This is a genomic window from Pseudomonas fluorescens (assembly GCF_902497785.1).
Classification (GTDB): Bacteria; Pseudomonadota; Gammaproteobacteria; order Pseudomonadales; family Pseudomonadaceae; genus Aquipseudomonas; species Aquipseudomonas fluorescens_BO.
This window is the reverse complement of sequence record NZ_CABVHK010000002.1, coordinates 267,978-285,686: the sequence shown is the minus strand read 5'-3', so window position 1 is coordinate 285,686 and position 17,709 is coordinate 267,978. Positions and strand designations below refer to the sequence as shown.

The window sequence follows — 17,709 nt, the reverse complement described above, 5'->3', positions numbered from 1 at the left end:
GTCGGTCTGTAGAGTAGGACACTCAATCAGCCTCCATTCGCACGGTGAGTCAACGATTGACCCATAACGCAATCCAGCGCCTTTTGCTCAAACGCTTTGCCCTCGCAGCCGGCACCTACGCCCTGGCTTTGCTGCTGCTGTGGCTGGCGTTTTTCACCGGCCATTACGATGAACCGCTCGCTAACGTCGCCGTCGGCAGCGCACTCGTGGTCATCAGTCAGGCGACCCTGTTCGCGTTGTTCTACAGCGGCTGGAACCTGCGCTTTCCCGACCCCAGCCTGACTGAAGCCCAAGTGCTGATGGGGCTGGGTTGGCAAACCTGGCTGATCGCCAACCTGGACGAGGCGCGCGGCGCGTTCCTGGTGTTTTACCTGCTGATCCTGCTGTTCGGGTTGTTTCATCTGTCGCGCCGGGCGTTTTTGCGCTGTGCGTTGCTGGTGTTTTTCAGCTTCAGTGCGATCACGCTGTGGGAGGGCTATCACTTTGAACTGGCCGACCCGGCGCTGGCCGCGTTACAGGTCTGCGTGCTGTTTATCGTGCTGATCTGGCTGGAGCTTTACGCCCGTTACGTCCAGGCCTCGCGCCATCGGATGCGTCAGCGCCGGTTCGCCTTGCAAGCGCATCAGGACACCCTGCGCGGGATGATGCGTCAGCTCGAAGACCTGGTCGCCACCGACGAATTGACCGGGCTGTTCAACCGCCGGCATTTCCTGCGCCTGGCCTCGCGCGAGCTGAACGCCATGGAGCCCGGTGTCGTGCATGGCCTGGCGCTGATCGACCTCGACCATTTCAAACGGATCAACGATGTGCACGGCCACGCCGCCGGCGATCAGGTGCTGCAAGCCTTTGCCGGCGTGGCCAGCGCCTGTCTGCGCGAGGGCGATGTGCTGGCCCGTTATGGCGGCGAAGAGTTCGTGGTGTTGCTGCCCGATTGCAGCGCCGAACGCCTGACGTCTTGCTGCGAGCGGCTGCGCATTGCTTTCACCGATGTCGAGTTGATCGGCCTGAAAGTCGGCAACCTCAGCCTCTCGGCGGGCATGACGCTGCTGGAGCTGGGCGATGATCTCGACGATGCCTTGCACCGCGCCGATCAGGCCCTCTACCGCGCCAAACGCGACGGCCGCAATCGTTGCGCGGCGGCGTGGGAGAACGTCGATGCCTGAGGTGCGGGTCGGCGATCAACAATGGTCGGTGGCTGCTGGCAGCAACCTGCTCGATGCGTTGAATCAACACGGCGTATCCGTTCCCTACAGCTGCCGGGCCGGCAGTTGTCACGCCTGTCTGGTGCAGTGTACGCAAGGACTGCCGGGCGACAGCCGCCCGGATGCCTTGAGCGCAGAACAACGTCAGCAAGGCTGGCGGCTGGCGTGCCAGTGTCAGGTGATCGAAAATTTGCAAGTGCATGCCTTCGACCCGCAGCGCGACGGTCGCCCGGCCGAGGTCGCCGCTGTCGACTGGTTGAGCGCCAGCGTGTTGCGCCTGCGCCTGACGCCTCAACGGCCGTTACGCTACAGCGCCGGTCAGCATCTGGTGTTGTGGGCCGGGAACGTGGCGCGGCCCTATTCCCTGGCGAGCCTGCCGGAAGAAGACCGCTTTCTGGAATTCCACCTCGACTGCCGCCAACCCGGTGCCTTCAGTGACGCCGCGCGCCAATTGAAAATCGGCGACCCGCTGCGCCTCGGCGAACTGCGCGGCGGCGCGCTGCATTACGATGCCGACTGGCACACCCGACCGCTGTGGCTGATGGCCGCCGGCACCGGGTTGGGTCCGTTATTTGGCGTGTTGCGCGAAGCCCTGCGCCAGGATCACCAGGGCGACATCCGCGTCATTCACCTGGCCCATGATGCCGACGAGCACTATCTGGCCAAACCCCTGCAAGCCATGGCCGCCAGCCGTCCGAACCTCAGCATCGAGCTGTGGACACCGACCGACCTGGCCGCGGCTTTGGCGCAACTGCGGCTTGTTTCGCGGCAAACCCAGGCCTTACTCTGCGGGGCCCCCGACAGCGTCGACGCCTTTGCCCGGCGCCTGTACCTGGCGGGACTGCCGCGCAATCAACTGCTGGCCGACGTCTTCCTGCCTCGCGGTTGAGCGCTGATTGTTGTGGCGAGGGAGCTTGCTCCCGCTGGGCTGCGCAGCGGCCCCAAAATTTTGTGGACGCCGCGCACTCAAACGGGAGCAAGCACCCTCGCCATAGTTGATCCTTTCAGATCAGGACCTTCCATGACCGATGCCATCCAGATTGAACGCGAACGCGGTCTGCTGACCCTGCGTCTGAACCGCCCCGACAAGAAAAACGCCCTGACCCGCGCTATGTACAGTCATCTGGCCGAGGCACTGCAACAGGCCGACACCGACCCCGACATCAACGCCGTGCTGATCACCGGTTCCGCCGAGTGCTTCACCGCCGGCAACGACATCGCCGACTTCCTGCAACAACCACCGGGCAACCTCGACAGCCCGGTGTTTCGTTTCATGCTCAACCTGCTCGAATGCCGCAAACCGGTGATCGCCGCCGTGGCCGGCGCGGCAGTGGGGATCGGCACGACACTGCTGCTGCATTGCGATCTGGTGTACGTCGCCCGCGATGCGCGGTTGCGCATGCCGTTCGTCAATCTCGGCTTGTGCCCGGAGTTCGGCTCCAGCCTGATCCTGCCGCGCTTGCTCGGGCATGCCAAAGCGTCTGAACTGCTGTTGCTCGGCGAAGGATTCAGCGGAGAACAAGCTGCCACGTGGGGTATTGCGAGCGAGGCGCTCGGCAGCGGCGAAGAAGCGTTGGCCAAGGCACGGGAAATGGCGCTTCGCTTCGAATCGTTGCCACCGGAGGCGGTGCGCATCAGCAAGCAATTGATGAAAGCTCCGGACCGCGAGCAGCTGCGCAAAGTCATCGAAGAAGAGGGCGCGTTATTCACCCAACGCCTGCGCTCGCCGGAAGCGATTGCGGCGTTGTCGGGGTTTATCAACCGGCATTGACCGTGTGCGATCTTTTGATTCTAAAAACACAAAAGCCCCGCCATTCACATGGCGGGGCTTTGTTTTTTCAGCAACCGGTCACTCAGACCATCGGATCGCCAACGTGCAGGATTTTCATCCCGTTGGTGCCACCGATGGTGTGGTAGCTGTCGCCCTTGGTCAGGATGACCCAGTCGCCTTTCTCGACAACGCCGCGTTTGAGCAACTCGTCGATCGCAGCCTGGCTGACTTGCTCAGGCGGCAGCGATGCCGGGTCGAACGGTACGGTGTAGACGCCACGGAACATGGCCGCGCGGGCCTGGGTTTCGCGGTGCGGGGAGAACGCATAGATCGGCACCGAAGAGCGGATTCGCGACATGATCAACGGCGTGTAGCCACTTTCGGTCAGGGCGATGATCGCCTTTACACCCGGGAAGTGGTTGGCGGTGTACATGGCCGCCAGCGCAATACTCTGGTCGCAGCTTTCGAAGACCTTGCCAATGCGGTGGCTGGAGGTTTTGCTGGTCGGGTGCTTTTCCGCGCCGACGCAGATGCGCGCCATCGCTTGCACCGCTTCCAGCGGGTACAGGCCGGCCGCACTTTCGGCCGAAAGCATCACGGCGTCGGTGTAGTCGAGCACGGCGTTGGCCACGTCGGACACTTCGGCGCGGGTCGGCATCGGGTTCTGGATCATCGACTCCATCATCTGGGTCGCCACGATCACGGCTTTGTTGTGGCGGCGTGCGTGCAGAATGATTTTCTTCTGAATGCCTACCAGCTCGGCGTCGCCGATTTCCACACCGAGGTCACCACGGGCAACCATGACCGCATCGGAGGCAGCGATCAGTGCATCGAGGGTGGCGTCGTCGGCCACGGCTTCGGCGCGTTCGATCTTCGCCACCAGCCAGGCCGTGCCGCCGGCTTCGTCGCGCAGTTGACGGGCGTATTCCATGTCAGCGGCGTCACGCGGGAAGGACACGGCGAGGTAGTCGACTTCCATTTCGGCAGCGAGCTTGATGTCGGCCTTGTCTTTCTCGGTCAGGGCTGGCGCCGTCAGGCCACCGCCGCGACGGTTGATGCCTTTGTGATCCGACAGCGGGCCGCCGATCAGCACGGTGCAATTCAGTTCGGTGGCGGTGGCGGTATCGACGCGCATCACCACGCGGCCGTCGTCGAGCAACAGCTCGTCGCCTACGCCGCAGTCCTTGACCAGGTCCGGGTAGTCGATGCCGACCACTTGCTGATTGCCTTCGGTCAGAGGATGGCTGGTGGAGAAGGTGAATTGATCACCGATCTTCAGCTCGATCTTCTTGTTGGCGAATTTGGCGATACGGATTTTCGGGCCTTGCAGGTCGCCCAGCAGGGCCACGAAGCGGCCGTGCTTGGCGGCGAGGTCCCGCACCAGCTTCGCGCGAGCCTTGTGCTCGTCGGGGGTGCCGTGGGAAAAGTTCAGGCGGGCGACGTCCAGGCCAGCCAGAATCAGCTGTTCTAGAACTTCCGGCGAGTTACTGGCCGGGCCAAGGGTAGCGACGATTTTGGTACGACGGACGGACATGCAAAGACTCCTGAGTTCAAGCGCTGAGTGAGGCTACTATGCTCTCGGGGTGTAGTCATTGTTCATTCGCACTACTTATTCGCTTCTTTCTTTAAACGAACACTTTTGGTTACAGGCAGCCTGAAGATTTTCGCCCACGGGTCGATACAGAGCTCAAGACAGGAGAACCCCCATGCGATTCGTGCTCATAGCCGTGCTTGCCCTCAGTGTTGTGGGCTGCACCCGTTTCTCGATGAACCACCATTTGAACAATGCCTATAAAGCCTACGACCGTGGCAATTGCGAGCAGGTGACGCTCGAACTGTCCAAAGTCGAACGTGCCAGCCGCGCGCGGTCCTACGTGTGGCCGGAAGTGTCGATGCTGCGCGGTTTGTGCCTGGAGCGGCAGAAGTTGTTTGTCGATGCGGCGCAGACCTACCAGTTCATCCTCGCGTCGTACCCGCAAAGCGAGTACGCCTACCGCGCCCGCGCCCGCCTGGAAACCTTGCAGTCGCTGGGCCATTACCCGCTGCGCAGCGCTGCGGTGGTGCGCCCGACTCGCTTCTGATTGCAGTTGCCATGCAAAGGCTGGCTCACCCGCGACGGTGAGCTATAGTCGAGTAAACCGGTTCTGGAGCCTTGCCTCTGAACCGAGGCAACACCTGTGATCGGCGGGAGTAAGCGGCAGCGGTTCATGGGCTGTCGCACCGGGATCGGGGAGAGCGCGCCAATTACTTGCCCATGCTTGAAGGCAGGCCGGCCCGTTCCGAAGCATTAGTGCGGCCCTGCTTAAGGGCCTTGCTGGGCGAATTGCGCATGTTCACTGACCGCCGGATCGAGCGGCATCAACTGCCGTATTTTCTGAAAGTGTTCAACAGCGTCACCGACAAACCCATAGGGTTTCTGGGCAACGTCTCCGAAGACGGGCTGATGCTCATCAGTCAATTGCCCATGATGATCGGCGCCGATTTTGATCTGCGCCTGAAAATCCCCAAGGCCGATGGTGGCCAGCAGGTGATCGACATCAGGGCGTGCTGCCTGTGGTGCCATGAAGACGCCACCCCTCGGCACTACGACGCCGGGTTTAGCCTGCAATGGGCTCCGCCGGAGTATGGGGATTTGGTGGAGGCGTTGAAGCGGTACTTCAGTTTTCAGTCGTTGCCGGCGTCTGCCTGAGCGCTGCGTTGTTTGAGCTGACGCCTTCGCGAGCAGGCTCGCTCCCACATGGGATCTCCTGGCAACGCATTACCGGCGAACGCCACGGATCAACTGTGGGAGCGAGCCTGCTCGCGATGGCAGATCAGACACTGCATTGTGAATGAATTGACGCTACATCGCGCCAACCGCCGGCTGATTCGCCAGCGACCTCTTTACCAACCTCATCCCGCAATTCATTCAACTGAGACGCCCTTGGCCAATTTGCTGAGTCTCATCAATGAGAGCGCTTACACGTTCTCGTGGACGATGTTCGCCGACGTTCTTGTTACAAGGGGAAAATACCGTTCGTCGCGACTGTCATTATTGACAGGTAGGCAGGGGATGCGAATCGGCATTAACTACTTGTGATCTAAGGTTTCCATTACAGATCAATAATACAAGTCAAATAACAATTTAGGAGGTAGTCGGTATGAACGTTGAAAATTTTGAGGAGTTAGAGAGTGTCGAGACCGGACTTTCGCCTGGAGATAATATAAAGGCGGGAGAAAAGATTATAGAACGGCGGCTTCACGTTGCGGGATTCGTTGTAGATTACATGTACAAGTATGAATTTCGTGGTCACCAGGTTGCGATAGATCTCATCAAATACAGGGTTAGTCCTGGCAATGGCAGGAGCAAAGGTAAGCTGTATAACTATTTTTTAGGGGCTCCATACTTTTCCTTCATTGGTGGACGAGTCACCGATAAGGCAGTTCAGAATGGGCAGTGGCAAAGTAAGATTTACGGTCAGGTGTTAAATCAAAGACCGGGTGACGGTATTATAGTGCAAATTGAGTATCAGGTTGACACACCTGGTGGTGATCCTCCAAAAGAATCGACATCGTTCAAGCTGCTTGACTAGATAATAGCGTCTTGACGAGCAAACTCGCTCCCACAATGGATCTTCGGGTGCACATATTTTGTGTTCGAAACCGATTAAATGTGGGAGCGAGCCGGCACCGGGCGGCGTTCCGAAGAATGCATCAGTTTAAACAATAGATGCTTCACGGCTAAACGCTAAACCGCGGGCTCCCTGGCCAGCGATTTCTCCACCAGCATCAACCCCAACTCACTCAACTGGTAAATGATCACGGCCGAACGCCGCGCCTTGTCGTCGAGGCTATCGGCCAGATCGAGCAGCAGGTCGTTGACGGAACAGAAGGTTTCGAGCGCCTGGATGGAGAGGGATCGGGGGTCGGCGTCGGGATCGACGGTGAACATCGACATGCCGTTTACGTGGGGGTTCGGTTTTTGCTTGGACATAATATTTGCTCTCATGATGCTGTCACCGACTCGCGACTAAACGAGGGTGGCGGCTGAACGCAGGTTAGTCGACCGGGAGCAAACGGAAACCGGCGCGCCCGAAGGCGCCCTGCGCACAGCCACCATAAAAGTCAGGGATGGGGATCACCTGATTTCATGACACTTGTGCACATCCATTTGCCCCTCGGGCGACTAAACCCGATCGCTGGAAATCAGCGACGTGGATCAAGTTACGGGGTGGGCTCAGGGCGCACAAGCCGGCGGATTCTGGCGGATCTGTAGTCCGTTGCGCAAGAAGTCGTAGTCAGTTGCTGACGGGTATTTCAAGAGACCCCACCACGCTTCAAGGCCAGGTAATGCGTGACCAGTTCACTGCCCAATTCCCCCGGTTTGGCATCCACCACCGACACACCATGAGCATTCAACCGTTCATGGGATTGCGCCCGCGAATTCAAGTAATCCACCGTCCCGCAATAGGTCAGCGCTTCGTGCAGGGTTTGCACCGGAGCCTGACGCAGCGTGTCGAGCACACCGTCCCTGAGACTCGCAACCAACACCCGATGCTGCTTGCTCAGGCGTTTGACGGCCGTGAGCAGTTCTTCATCGTCTTCATCGCGCAAATTGGTCACCAGCACCACCAGCGCCCGGCGTTTTTGCCGGGCCAGCAGTTGCGTTGCCGCCGCTTGATAGTCGGCGCTGCGTTGGCTGCTGTTCAGGTCGTAGACCGAGTTGAGCAAGATATTGAGCTGGTCGGCGCCTTTTACCGGGGCCAGGTAGCGGGGGCTGTCGCTGGCAAAGGTGCTGAGGCCCACCGCATCGCCTTGACGCAGCGCCACGTAGCTGAGCAACAGACAGGCATTCAGCGCGTGATCGAAATGCGCCAGTTCGCCGTCCTGACTGCGCATGCGTCGACCGCAATCGAGCATGAAAATGATCTGCTGGTCACGCTCGTCCTGGTATTCACGGGCAATCGGCGTGCGCTGGCGGGCGGTGGCTTTCCAGTCGATCTGGCGCAGGCTGTCGCCTTCGCGAAATTCGCGCAGTTGGTGAAACTCCAGGCCCAGGCCGCGTCGTTGCCGCTGGCGCACGCCGAGCTGGCTGAGCCAGTTATCCACCGCCAGCAGTTGGCCGCCATAGAGGCGCGCGAAGTCGGGGTAAACGCGGGTGCTGTCGGCCACGCTTGGCAGGCGTTTGTCGGACCAGAGGCCCATGGGGCTTGGCAGGTTTATCTCGCAGTGTTCGAACTTGAAGTGACCCCGCTTGAGCGGGCGCAGACGGTAACCGACCTGGCTGTGCTGGCCGGGTTGCAGCTCGACTGACAGGGGCAGGTTGTCGAAGCTGAGGCCGTCGGGGACGTGGTCGAAGAGTTGGAGCCTCAGTGGCTGGGGGAAGTCGTGTTCAATCTCGATGCGCACTTCACCCCAGCGACCGAGCGCCAGGCTGCCGGGCATGTGTCGTTTTATCCGGGGCGACGGGAAGCGTTTGAGGCGGGCGGCGTCGAGTATCGCCAGGGCCAGAAGCGCCAGCAGCAGTCCCCAGTGGATCGATAACAATGTTGATGAAACGGCGAATTCCAGCGCGCGCAATGCGCCGAGCATGATGCCGATGGCCAACAGCACGGCGAGCCAGATCAATAGCAGGCGCGAGGGTTTCATGGGGTTGCACCGGGCAGGTGGATCAAAAGATCGCAGCCTTCGGCAGCTCCTACGGGGCTGCGATCTTTTATCCGGACGACGATATTCATAAGCGCGGCGCCGCTACTTGATCAAGCAGTTGGCGGAGTACTTGATCGTGTTGAAAGATCAAAAGATCGCAGCCTTCGGCAGCTCCTACGTTGAACGCGTACCCCTGTAGGAGCTGCCGAAGGCTGCGATCTTTTATCCGGACGACGATATTCATAAGCGCGGCGCCGCTACTTGATCAGGCCGTTGGCGGAGCACTTGATCGTGTTGAAAGATCAAAAGATCGCAGCCTTCGCCAGCTCCTACGTTGAACGCGTACCCCTGTAGGAGCTGCCGAAGGCTGCGATCTTTTATCCGGACGACGATATTCATAGGCGCGGTGCCGCTACTTGATCGAGCAGTTGCCGAAGGACGCTGTCCACCTCCAGCCCTTCGATGTCCAGCTCCGGCGCGATGCGCACACGGTGGCGCAGCACGGCGAGCGCGCAGTCCTTAATGTCATCCGGAATCACGAATTCACCACCGCGCAACAGCGCCCGCGCCCGTGCGCAGCGCACCAGTGCAATGGAGGCACGCGGCCCGGCGCCGAGGGTCAGGCCGGGCCAGCTGCGGGTGGTGCGGGCCAGCCGTACTGCGTAGTCGAGGACCTGATCGTCCATCGGCAGGTCGCTGGCAATGCGTTGCAAGGCCATTACGTCCTTGGCTTGCAACACGGTGCGCAGCGGTTGCACGTCGAGCATGTCGGCGCGGGTCGAGCGGCTGACCTGGCGCACCATGTCCAACTCTTGTTCGGCGTCGGGGTAGTCCATGCGCACCTTGAGCATGAAGCGATCCAGCTCGGCTTCCGGCAGCGGGTACGTGCCTTCCTGTTCGATGGGGTTTTGCGTGGCGAGCACCATGAACGGTTGCACGATGGGCAGCGCGCGGCCTTCGAGGGTGACCTGGCGTTCCTGCATGGCTTCAAGCAGCGCCGCCTGGGTTTTCGCCGGGGCGCGGTTGATCTCGTCCGCGAGCAACAGGTTAGTGAACACCGGGCCTTTGCGCAGTTTGAATTGCTCGGTCTGCGCGTCATACACCGCGTGCCCGGTGACATCGCTGGGCATCAAGTCCGGGGTGAACTGAATGCGCGCGAATTCACCGCCGAAGCAGCGGGCGAGGGCGCGCACCAACAAGGTTTTACCCAGCCCCGGCACGCCCTCAAGCAACACGTGACCGCCGGCAATCAGCGCGGTGAGCACGTCATCGATCACCAGGTTCTGACCGATCACGGCTTTTTGCAATTCAGTCCGTATAGCCTGGGCCAGTTGACTGGCGCGCTGGCGTTGCTGCGCGGCGTGGCTCGGTGCGCCGGGCTCGATCTGTTCACTCATAACGCGTTCCTCAAGGTTTGCAGGTGGGCGACCTGACGGCTGAATTCAACGCTGGACAGCCGTTGCTTCGGTCGCGGGCTCATGGCCTGGCTGATAGCGCGTGTGGGTTGGCCGCTCAGGCGTGCGAGCACCAACCATTGTTCGGCGACGCCGAGTTGTTCGAAACCGGGGTGACGGCGCCGCACCCGGCGCAGGATGTCTTGCTGCAAGGCGTGCAACAGGCTGTCCTGACCACTGCGACGCAGGAGGAAATCGGCGCTGGCGCGCAGGTGTTCCTGAAGTTGTCGACGGGCTCTTGGAGCCGCTTCAATCAATGGACCCTGGCGCACGCCAACGTGCCATAAGCCAAGCCCGATCAGGGCGATCAATGCAACCAGCGCCTGGGGAAAATAGCGCAGCAACAAGGTCAGCAGGCTGTCGTGATCGGTGTTGAACAGCAGCGTCACGCTCGTGTCCGCCGTCAGGTACCACAGCAGCCAGGCGTTGTCGTACTGGTCGATGGCCGGGGTTTTCCACAGGTCGGCGTCGGTCACGACGATGATCGAGCCGAGCCCGTGGTTCAGCTGCATCATGTGCGTGGCCTTGGCGCTGTTGGCCCAGGATTGCGCGAGGTTGTTCGGGTCTTCGAGATGGAACGCGGTGTCGAAACTGGCGTAGGCCGGCGCATTCTCGTCTTCGAGGTACAGCTTGGTCAGCCGGGGAAAGGGATCTTTCTCGACGTCGGATGGCGGGTCCTTGAGGTCTTTGCTCAGTGATTGATGCACCTGCACCCGGTCGAGCAACAGGTCATTGCTTTGACCGAGTTTTTCATCCCATAACGATTCGGCGACGAACAGAAGACGACCACCGGCGCGAGTCCAGTTCATTACCTGATCGATCTGCCGTGGGGTCATGTTGTCCCGGTCGCCGAGCAGCAGCAGGCTGTGTTGACGCGGGTCGAGTGTGGGCAAAATGTCGAGGCTGTTGGCGTGGCCGACGTCGAGGCCCTGTTTGCGCAGGAAATGCTCGGCGGCCAGGTACGGGTTGGCTTGGGCGGCAGGCGACGGACCATGATCGATGTCGGCCTGATAAGGCACCGCTTTGACGTACAGATAAATACTCAGGGCGCCCAACAGCACGGCGATAAACAGGCCCGCCGCGAGCCAGAGCCGCCGGTTCAACGCGACGCTCCCGGACCGAACAGGGCCCGCCAGCCATCACACAATTCCTGTTGCAGGTGCGCGGGTGGCAGGCGATGCCCGTAGGCCATGTTCTGCCAGTGCCGGGTCAGTTTTAAGCTGAAATCCAGCAACGCCGGTTGTTGCAGGTGTTTAACGCGCTCCAGCACTTCGCCTTCGGTGTCGGCAGGTTTCAGCGCCAGGTGGCAGTCGTGCAGCAAGTGGCTGAGCAGGGCGCGGTAGAGCAGCCCGAGTGCTTCGCGAGGATGGGTTTGCCAGAGGCTTTCGGCGCTGGCGGCGATGTCGGCGGGCAGGGTGTCGCGATTGAGGTCCAGGCCAAACGCTTGTTGCGGTAGCGGCCGCGCCACTTTGCGCTTCAATGCCGGTCGGCGACTGACGAAGGCCTGCAGCCAGTCGCGGTAGCGCCAGATCAACCCTGCGAGTGCTCCGACGATCAAACTCCACAGCACCACTTCGATCAGGCTCGCCAGTGCGCCAAAACGCTGGTGGTCCAGCATTTTAAGCAGCGCTCTCAGCCACGCGGGGGCTTGGCCATCTTCAGCGGTTTCGGCGTCGGGTTTGTCCTCGCCAAAGCGATAGCGCGTGACCGTCTCCTTGTTCTTGAACGGCGCCTGATCGAGGATCGCCTTGATGCTTTCGCGGGACGCCTGAGTAGTGAGTGGCTGGTCCAGCAGGCGCGGGGTCTCGGGCGAGATCACCGGCTCCGTCGCCCAAACGGTTTGCACCGATGGCATCAGCACAACGGCTGCGAGCAACAGCGCGACGGCGGTGCTGCTCAAGCGTTGGCGCAGGCGGCGGAACACCAGCTCGATGTCCCAGGCCTCCAGCACCGTGCGCCGATTCAGGTAAAGGGTGAAGCCGCACGCCACATAGATCGGCTCCCACACCACCAGTACCAACACGTAAAACACATTGGTCAGGTGTTCCAGCCAGCGCCAGTCTTGCGTGGCGGCGGACAGCAATGTTTGCCAGCTCCAGTCGAGTTCGACCTGTTGCGGCAGGAGCAGGTAAAACAGCACCATCAAGCCGATCCACAGCGCAGTTTCCAGATGCATGCCGATAATGGTCAGCCATCGCGCTGCGCCGGCGTTGCGTTGCAACAGCACCTGCAAGCGCTGTTGTCGTGCCGGGCCACCGAGGCCTTCGAGTTGCACCACCGGCATCAGGAAACTGCGGCTCAGGCTCAAGCGGCGCCAGGTCAGACTCGCCAGCAGTTGCGGCTTGAGCAATCGTGGCCATTGGCGCAACGCCTTTTTCAGGGTGGGCGTTTCACCGAACATGGCGTTGGACAAGATGTACAGCGGCAGGCGCTCGAACGCCGGTTTCAACCACCAGAAAATGAACACGGCGAGGGACGGTGAATCCCACAGCAGCACGGTGAGCACGGCGAAAACCGGCAGGGTGATGATGGCCCAACTGGTCATCAGCAGGCGCCGGTGCCGTTGGCTCAGCAGCACGCCCAGGTCCATGGCTTCCCAGTGGCTCCGAGGGCGGATCACCACGGTCGCGTCACTCAGGCGCATGGCGCGTCCGTCCGGCCAACAGCAGGTACATCGCCACCAGACACCAGAGCGCCGCGCCCACCAGATACTTGGTCAGCGGCGCGGGCCCAGTCATCGACGACCAATAGGCTTCGATAAACGCGGCGATCAACAGAAAGAGCATGACCCCGCAAATCAGCCGCACACTTTTGCGCGCCGCGATGCGCAACGCTTCTGCGCGCGGCAGGCGTCCCGGTGCGATCAAGGCCCAGCCGAGTTGCAGGCCGGCGGCACCGGCGAGGGCAATGCCACTGAGTTCGAAAGCACCATGGCCGATCACGAACGACCAGAAGGTTTGCCCGTAGCCGATCTGCGTCAGATGCCCGGCCACCGCACCGATCATCAAACCGTTGAAGAACAGGAAGAACACGCTGCCCAGGCCGAACAGCAAACCGCTGGCGAACGTCTGAAAGGCAATGCCGATGTTGTGCATGATGTAGAACCCGAACATCACCCAGTCTTCACTGGCCGCCCGTTCCGCCGAACGGCCGAGGTGACCGGCGTTGGGGTCGTACATGCTTTGCAGGTCGCTGACCTGTTGCGCCGGGATCAGGTTGTAGACGAGGTCCGGGAACAGGTACACCAACAGCGCAAAACCGCTGAGGCTGCCGAAAAATATCAGGCTGGCGGCCAGCACGAACCGCCACTGCTCGCGCACCAGTCGCGGAAAATCCGCGAGGATGAACGCCAGCACATTGGCACCCAACCGGCTGCGATGCCGATACAGTTGCTGATGCCCGCGCAACACTTGCTGCTGCAATGAGTCCACCAGAAAACTGCTGTAGCCACGCTCCTGGGCCAGGGCCAGGTGTTGGCAGAGCCTGCGGTAGTCTTTCGGGAAACTGGCGACGCGTGAGGTGTCCTTGTTGCGCTCCAGCCGCTCGAGCATCAGCGAAAACTGCGCCCATTCAGCTTTGTGGTGATTTTCGAAAAGACTTTGCTTCATGCGGGGCCCAACAAGCCGCGGGCAATGCCGTTGAGTTCCGACACTGCACGTGACGCCGGCACCTTCAACGGTTGCGCGAGGATCGAGGCCAGCTCTGCGGTCCGTGCTTCGGAGAGTTCAGCCTGGCGCTCGGCGAATCCGAGAACGGCGCGCTGTTCGTTCAGCGTCAAGGCAAAGGCCGGGCGGCGCGGTTCAACGTCGGGCAGCGACGGACGGATCAGCGCGTGTTCGCGGTAAATTACCAGCGTGCCGGCCGCGAGATCGCCGAGGCGTTTGAAATGGGGGTGTTGCAAACAACTGATGGCGCCGAGGAAATAGCCGAACGGCAGCAGGTCGACAAACCGCAGCAGGTTGCGCACCAGCGAAGCAGACCAGCCGATCGGCGTGCCATCGTCCTGCACTACGCGCAGGCCCATCCACTGTTTGCCCGGCGAGCGGCCCTGATTGAACACTTCGAACAGCACCATGTACCACCAGCTCACCGCGAACAGCAGGATCGAGCCCAGGCCGGCACCGAGTTTGCCGAGAAACGCCAGTACGATGAACAACAGGCCCAGGATCAACCCGCGCAGGCCGAGGTCGATGGCGAACGCCAGTGCTCGAACCATCAACCCGGCCGGGCGCAGCGGCAAGTCGATGCCTTCCGGCGTTTCGACCTGATACCGCGTATCCAGTGGTGGGGACAGCGTCGCTTTCCGTGGCAGTGCTGTGGTCTCGAGCATGGGCAACCTGATGATGTGGCCTGACCGGGATTTTCTCTGCGCCCGATGCTAGCAGCCTCTCGGGGGAAAACGACATAACTATGTATTGCACGGTGCGTGGCCAGAGGTGATTGAATGCAAGATCACTGGCCGGGGCGGGATGCAAACGCCTAGACTTCGTCGATCTTCAGTACAGGAATAGCCCGTGACCTCGATCTTCTGGTACGACTATGAAACCACCGGCATCAACCCGCGCTGCGACCGTCCACTGCAAGTCGCGGGGCTGCGCACTGACTTCGACCTCAATGTCATCGACGAGCCGGTCAATCTGTATTGCCAGCCCAGCGAAGACATCCTGCCGCATCCGGCGGCTTGCGCGATCACCGGAATAACACCGGGCCAACTGACCGAACACGGGTTGAGCGAAGCGGATTTCATGACCCGGGTGCATGCCCAGCTCGCGGCGCCGGGCACCTGTGGCGCGGGTTACAACACGTTGCGTTTCGACGACGAGATGACGCGTTACAGCCTGTACCGAAACTTCTTCGACCCTTACGCCCGCGAGTGGCAGGGCGGTAACAGCCGCTGGGACCTGATCGATGTGGTGCGTACGGCGTACGCGTTGCGGCCCGAAGGCATCGTCTGGCCCGAGGATGAAGAGGGCCGGGTCACGCTCAAACTCGAGCGCCTGACGGCGGCCAATGGCATTGATCACGGCAATGCTCACGAAGCGCTGTCTGACGTTCGCGCGACCATCGCGCTGGCCCGGCTGATCCGGGAAAAACAGCCGAAGCTATATGACTGGCTGTTTCAGCTGCGCGGCAAACAAAAGGTCATGGACCAGATTCGCTTGTTGCAACCGATGGTGCATATCTCCGGGCGTTTTTCGGCGTCGCGCAGCTACGTCGGGGTCGTGCTGCCGCTGGCCTGGCACCCGCGCAACAAGAACGCGCTGATTGTCTGCGACTTGCATCTGGACCCTCAGGGCTTGCTCGATCTGGATGCCGAGACCTTGCGCCAGCGCTTGTATACCCGTCGCGACGATCTGGCCGAAGGCGAGTTGCCGGTGCCGCTCAAACTTATCCACATCAATAAATGCCCGGTGGTGGCACCGTTATCGGTCCTTCGCCCTGATGATCAGCAACGCCTTGGACTGGATATGGCGCTGTATCAGGAACGCGCGCTGCGGCTAAGTGACGCACAGCAAGTTTGGCGGGATAAAGTTCAGGCCGTTTATGCCCGCGAAGATTTCACCCAGAGCCAGGACCCGGAGCAACAGTTATACGATGGTTTTATTAGCGATCGGGATCGGCGTCTTTGCGAGCAAGTCAGAACGTCTGACCCTTCACAATTAGCTCAGGAACAATGGCCGTTCGGTGATGAACGTCTGCCCGAATTATTGTTTCGATATCGAGCACGTAACTTTCCCGATACGTTGAATTTCGAAGAGCAAGAGCGCTGGCGAATATTCTGTCAGCAACGTTTGTCAGACCCCGAGTGGGGCGCGCCCAATACGCTTGAAACTTTCGTAGAGGCCACGGCCCAATTGAATATGACGGCGACGCCGTTCCAGAAAAATGTGCTCAATGAATGGAGCGATTATGTCCAGGCATTGCGCAAACGTTTGGATCTTTAAAAATGAAGATGCCCGGCGCTAAATACCGGGCATAAAAAAACGCCAGCGATTGCTGGCGTTGTTTTTTGTAGCGGGTGATCGCGGTGCGGCTTAGCCCAGCAGGGTAGCCCAGCCTTCAACCACGTCACCGCCCCACTTGGCTTTCCACTCTTTCAGAGTCTTGTGGTTGCCACCTTTGGTTTCGATGACTTCGCCGTTGTGCGGGTTTTTGTATTGTTTAACTTTGCGAGCACGCTTGGTGCCAGTAGTTTTAACTGCGCCGGCGCGTGGTGCTTTGGTTTTGGATTCTGGGTCCAGCAGCGCGATGATGTCACGCAGCGACTTGGAGTATTCGCCCATCAGGGTGCGCAGTTTGCCTTCGAATTCCAGCTCGGTTTGCAGTTTGTCGTCTTCAGACAGGTTCTTCAAACGGGCTTGCAGCTCTTTGATAGCTTCTTCGGTGGCACGGTATTCGTTGATCAGGGACATGGAGACTACCTTATGTCAGGACGCTGGATGGCAGGGTACAGTGCGCCAATAATAGTCAGGGTGTTTCATCAAGTAAACATTTAACCGGGGTTTTACTTAATTTAGTTGCGATGAACAGGCTGTGAACTGGATGTGCAGTTAGAGAGTGTGACGCAGGTATCACAGATATTCACAATTAAGTGCTTGTTGAGTGCCGACAAGATCGCCGGGCACGGGTAAACGGCAGCGTTCAACGCATGAGCCGACTACTCTCGGGTCGCCCACGGTGTGATCTATACTGCAGTTTTTCCGCGTTATCGCTAGAATGGCGGCCTTTGCGAAGTTCTGGAGTTCCCCCCCCATGCGCACTTTTCGGCTGGTGATTGCTTGCCCGGACCGCGTCGGTATCGTTGCTAAAGTCAGTAACTTTCTGGCGTCACATAACGGCTGGATCACTGAAGCGAGCCACCACTCGGACAATCTCAGTGGCTGGTTCTTCATGCGTCACGAAATTCGTGCCGACTCGCTGCCCTTCGGTATCGAGGCCTTCCGCGATGCGTTCGCGCCGATTGCCGAAGAGTTCTCGATGAACTGGCGCATCACCGACACCGCGCAGAAAAAGCGCGTGGTGCTGATGGCCAGCCGCGAGTCCCATTGCCTGGCCGACCTGCTGCACCGCTGGCACAGCGATGAACTGGATTGCGAGATCTCCTGCGTGATTTCCAACCATGATGATTTGCGCAGCATGGTCGAGTGGCACGGTATTCCTTACTACCACGTGCCGGTCAATCCACAGGATAAAGAGCCGGCGTTCGCCGAAGTCTCGCGCCTGGTCAAACAGCACGATGCCGAAGTGGTGGTACTTGCCCGTTACATGCAAATCCTGCCGCCCGCGTTGTGCAGCGAATACGCGCACAAGGTGATCAACATTCACCACAGTTTCCTGCCTTCGTTCGTCGGCGCCAAGCCGTATCACCAGGCGTCCATGCGTGGGGTGAAGTTGATCGGCGCGACCTGTCACTACGTGACTGAAGAACTGGATGCTGGCCCGATCATCGAGCAAGACGTAGTGCGTGTCAGCCACAGTGACAGCATTGAGGACATGGTGCGTTTCGGCCGTGACGTCGAGAAAATGGTGCTGGCCCGTGGTTTGCGTTATCACCTCGAAGACCGGGTGTTGGTGCACGGCAACAAGACTGTTGTGTTCTGACAGTCAAACATCGCGGTTGAAATTCGAAGGGCCTGGGCGTTCAATCGCTACA

Annotated in this window: 17 protein-coding genes; 8 read left to right on the top strand and 9 right to left on the bottom strand. The window is 60.2% G+C overall.

Annotated elements, in window-relative coordinates; translation table 11 throughout:
- Window positions 1-56: 56 nt before the first annotated feature.
- From F8N62_RS04200 to F8N62_RS04190, 3 genes are all read left to right on the top strand, one after another.
- Window positions 57-1,163, top strand: coding sequence for a GGDEF domain-containing protein (locus F8N62_RS04200; protein ID WP_150709771.1), 1,107 nt, complete (start codon window positions 57-59; stop codon window positions 1,161-1,163).
- Window positions 1,156-2,091, top strand: a complete 936-nt coding sequence (locus tag F8N62_RS04195; RefSeq protein WP_150709770.1) for an iron-sulfur-binding ferredoxin reductase — start codon at window positions 1,156-1,158, stop codon at window positions 2,089-2,091. The genes F8N62_RS04200 and F8N62_RS04195 overlap by 8 nt, the downstream gene beginning before the upstream one ends.
- A gap of 132 nt (window positions 2,092-2,223) precedes the next feature.
- Window positions 2,224-2,973, top strand: coding sequence for an enoyl-CoA hydratase-related protein (locus tag F8N62_RS04190; RefSeq protein WP_150709769.1), 750 nt, complete (start codon window positions 2,224-2,226; stop codon window positions 2,971-2,973).
- Window positions 2,974-3,055: 82 nt separating this feature from the next.
- On the opposite strand, the gene pyk is transcribed toward F8N62_RS04190, so the two are convergent.
- Complete coding sequence (pyk, locus tag F8N62_RS04185; protein WP_150709768.1) at window positions 3,056-4,507, bottom strand: pyruvate kinase; 1,452 nt, start codon at window positions 4,505-4,507, stop codon at window positions 3,056-3,058.
- Window positions 4,508-4,679: 172 nt separating this feature from the next.
- Between pyk and F8N62_RS04180 the strand changes: the two genes are divergently transcribed.
- The 3 genes from F8N62_RS04180 (at window position 4,680) to F8N62_RS04170 (ending at window position 6,545) form a co-directional block, all read left to right on the top strand.
- Window positions 4,680-5,054: a tetratricopeptide repeat protein gene (locus F8N62_RS04180; protein WP_150709767.1), complete on the top strand. Its 375-nt coding sequence runs from the start codon at window positions 4,680-4,682 to the stop codon at window positions 5,052-5,054.
- 248 nt (window positions 5,055-5,302) lie between these two features.
- Window positions 5,303-5,662 (top strand): PilZ domain-containing protein, encoded by a 360-nt coding sequence (locus F8N62_RS04175; protein ID WP_150709766.1) that lies wholly within the window; start codon window positions 5,303-5,305, stop codon window positions 5,660-5,662.
- A 451-nt stretch (window positions 5,663-6,113) separates the two neighbouring features.
- Window positions 6,114-6,545: a hypothetical protein gene (locus tag F8N62_RS04170; RefSeq protein WP_150709765.1), complete on the top strand. Its 432-nt coding sequence runs from the start codon at window positions 6,114-6,116 to the stop codon at window positions 6,543-6,545.
- A 155-nt stretch (window positions 6,546-6,700) separates the two neighbouring features.
- Here F8N62_RS04170 and F8N62_RS04165 read toward each other — a convergent pair whose 3' ends face one another.
- The 7 genes from F8N62_RS04165 to F8N62_RS04135 form a co-directional block, all read right to left on the bottom strand.
- A complete protein-coding gene (locus tag F8N62_RS04165; protein WP_318181468.1) occupies window positions 6,701-6,946 on the bottom strand; it encodes a DUF6124 family protein in 246 nt (81 codons plus the stop codon).
- Between the two features lie 323 nt (window positions 6,947-7,269).
- Window positions 7,270-8,601 carry a DUF58 domain-containing protein gene (locus tag F8N62_RS04160; protein WP_150709764.1) on the bottom strand — a complete coding sequence of 444 codons (1,332 nt, stop codon included), beginning with the start codon at window positions 8,599-8,601 and terminating at the stop codon, window positions 7,270-7,272.
- 395 nt (window positions 8,602-8,996) lie between these two features.
- Window positions 8,997-9,998 carry an AAA family ATPase gene (locus F8N62_RS04155; RefSeq protein ID WP_150709763.1) on the bottom strand — a complete coding sequence of 334 codons (1,002 nt, stop codon included), beginning with the start codon at window positions 9,996-9,998 and terminating at the stop codon, window positions 8,997-8,999.
- Entirely contained in the window at window positions 9,995-11,158 is a 1,164-nt protein-coding gene (locus F8N62_RS04150) for a DUF4350 domain-containing protein (RefSeq protein WP_150709762.1), read from the bottom strand. The genes F8N62_RS04155 and F8N62_RS04150 overlap by 4 nt, the downstream gene beginning before the upstream one ends.
- Entirely contained in the window at window positions 11,155-12,699 is a 1,545-nt protein-coding gene (locus tag F8N62_RS04145) for a DUF4129 domain-containing protein (RefSeq protein ID WP_150709761.1), read from the bottom strand. Before F8N62_RS04145 ends, F8N62_RS04150 begins: the two co-directional genes overlap by 4 nt.
- Window positions 12,686-13,663 (bottom strand): stage II sporulation protein M, encoded by a 978-nt coding sequence (locus F8N62_RS04140; RefSeq protein ID WP_150709760.1) that lies wholly within the window; start codon window positions 13,661-13,663, stop codon window positions 12,686-12,688. The genes F8N62_RS04145 and F8N62_RS04140 overlap by 14 nt, the downstream gene beginning before the upstream one ends.
- Window positions 13,660-14,385 carry an RDD family protein gene (locus tag F8N62_RS04135; RefSeq protein WP_150709759.1) on the bottom strand — a complete coding sequence of 242 codons (726 nt, stop codon included), beginning with the start codon at window positions 14,383-14,385 and terminating at the stop codon, window positions 13,660-13,662. Before F8N62_RS04135 ends, F8N62_RS04140 begins: the two co-directional genes overlap by 4 nt.
- 184 nt (window positions 14,386-14,569) lie before the next feature.
- On the opposite strand from F8N62_RS04135, the gene sbcB reads away from it, so the two are divergent.
- A complete protein-coding gene (gene sbcB, locus F8N62_RS04130) occupies window positions 14,570-16,000 on the top strand; it encodes an exodeoxyribonuclease I (protein WP_150709758.1) in 1,431 nt (476 codons plus the stop codon).
- A gap of 90 nt (window positions 16,001-16,090) precedes the next feature.
- Here the strand turns inward: sbcB and mvaT are convergent, their stop codons facing one another.
- Entirely contained in the window at window positions 16,091-16,468 is a 378-nt protein-coding gene (gene mvaT, locus F8N62_RS04125; protein WP_150709757.1) for a histone-like nucleoid-structuring protein MvaT, read from the bottom strand.
- 340 nt (window positions 16,469-16,808) lie between these two features.
- On the opposite strand from mvaT, the gene purU reads away from it, so the two are divergent.
- Window positions 16,809-17,657: a formyltetrahydrofolate deformylase gene (gene purU / locus F8N62_RS04115; RefSeq protein WP_150709755.1), complete on the top strand. Its 849-nt coding sequence runs from the start codon at window positions 16,809-16,811 to the stop codon at window positions 17,655-17,657.
- Window positions 17,658-17,709 lie beyond the last annotated feature (52 nt).

Excerpts from the sequence above, each read along its gene's own strand:
- F8N62_RS04195 (WP_150709770.1), top strand. The coding sequence starts at position 1,156 with ATGCCTGAGGTGCGGGTCGGCGATCAACAATGGTCGGTGGCTGCTGGC.
- F8N62_RS04190 (WP_150709769.1), top strand. The coding sequence starts at position 2,224 with ATGACCGATGCCATCCAGATTGAACGCGAACGCGGTCTGCTGACCCTG.
- pyk (WP_150709768.1), bottom strand. The coding sequence starts at position 4,507 with ATGTCCGTCCGTCGTACCAAAATCGTCGCTACCCTTGGCCCGGCCAGT.
- F8N62_RS04180 (WP_150709767.1), top strand. The coding sequence starts at position 4,680 with ATGCGATTCGTGCTCATAGCCGTGCTTGCCCTCAGTGTTGTGGGCTGC.
- F8N62_RS04175 (WP_150709766.1), top strand. The coding sequence starts at position 5,303 with ATGTTCACTGACCGCCGGATCGAGCGGCATCAACTGCCGTATTTTCTG.
- F8N62_RS04170 (WP_150709765.1), top strand. The coding sequence starts at position 6,114 with ATGAACGTTGAAAATTTTGAGGAGTTAGAGAGTGTCGAGACCGGACTT.
- F8N62_RS04165 (WP_318181468.1), bottom strand. The coding sequence starts at position 6,946 with ATGTCCAAGCAAAAACCGAACCCCCACGTAAACGGCATGTCGATGTTC.
- F8N62_RS04160 (WP_150709764.1), bottom strand. The coding sequence starts at position 8,601 with ATGAAACCCTCGCGCCTGCTATTGATCTGGCTCGCCGTGCTGTTGGCC.
- F8N62_RS04155 (WP_150709763.1), bottom strand. The coding sequence starts at position 9,998 with ATGAGTGAACAGATCGAGCCCGGCGCACCGAGCCACGCCGCGCAGCAA.
- F8N62_RS04145 (WP_150709761.1), bottom strand. The coding sequence starts at position 12,699 with ATGCGCCTGAGTGACGCGACCGTGGTGATCCGCCCTCGGAGCCACTGG.
- F8N62_RS04140 (WP_150709760.1), bottom strand. The coding sequence starts at position 13,663 with ATGAAGCAAAGTCTTTTCGAAAATCACCACAAAGCTGAATGGGCGCAG.
- F8N62_RS04135 (WP_150709759.1), bottom strand. The coding sequence starts at position 14,385 with ATGCTCGAGACCACAGCACTGCCACGGAAAGCGACGCTGTCCCCACCA.
- mvaT (WP_150709757.1), bottom strand. The coding sequence starts at position 16,468 with ATGTCCCTGATCAACGAATACCGTGCCACCGAAGAAGCTATCAAAGAG.
- purU (WP_150709755.1), top strand. The coding sequence starts at position 16,809 with ATGCGCACTTTTCGGCTGGTGATTGCTTGCCCGGACCGCGTCGGTATC.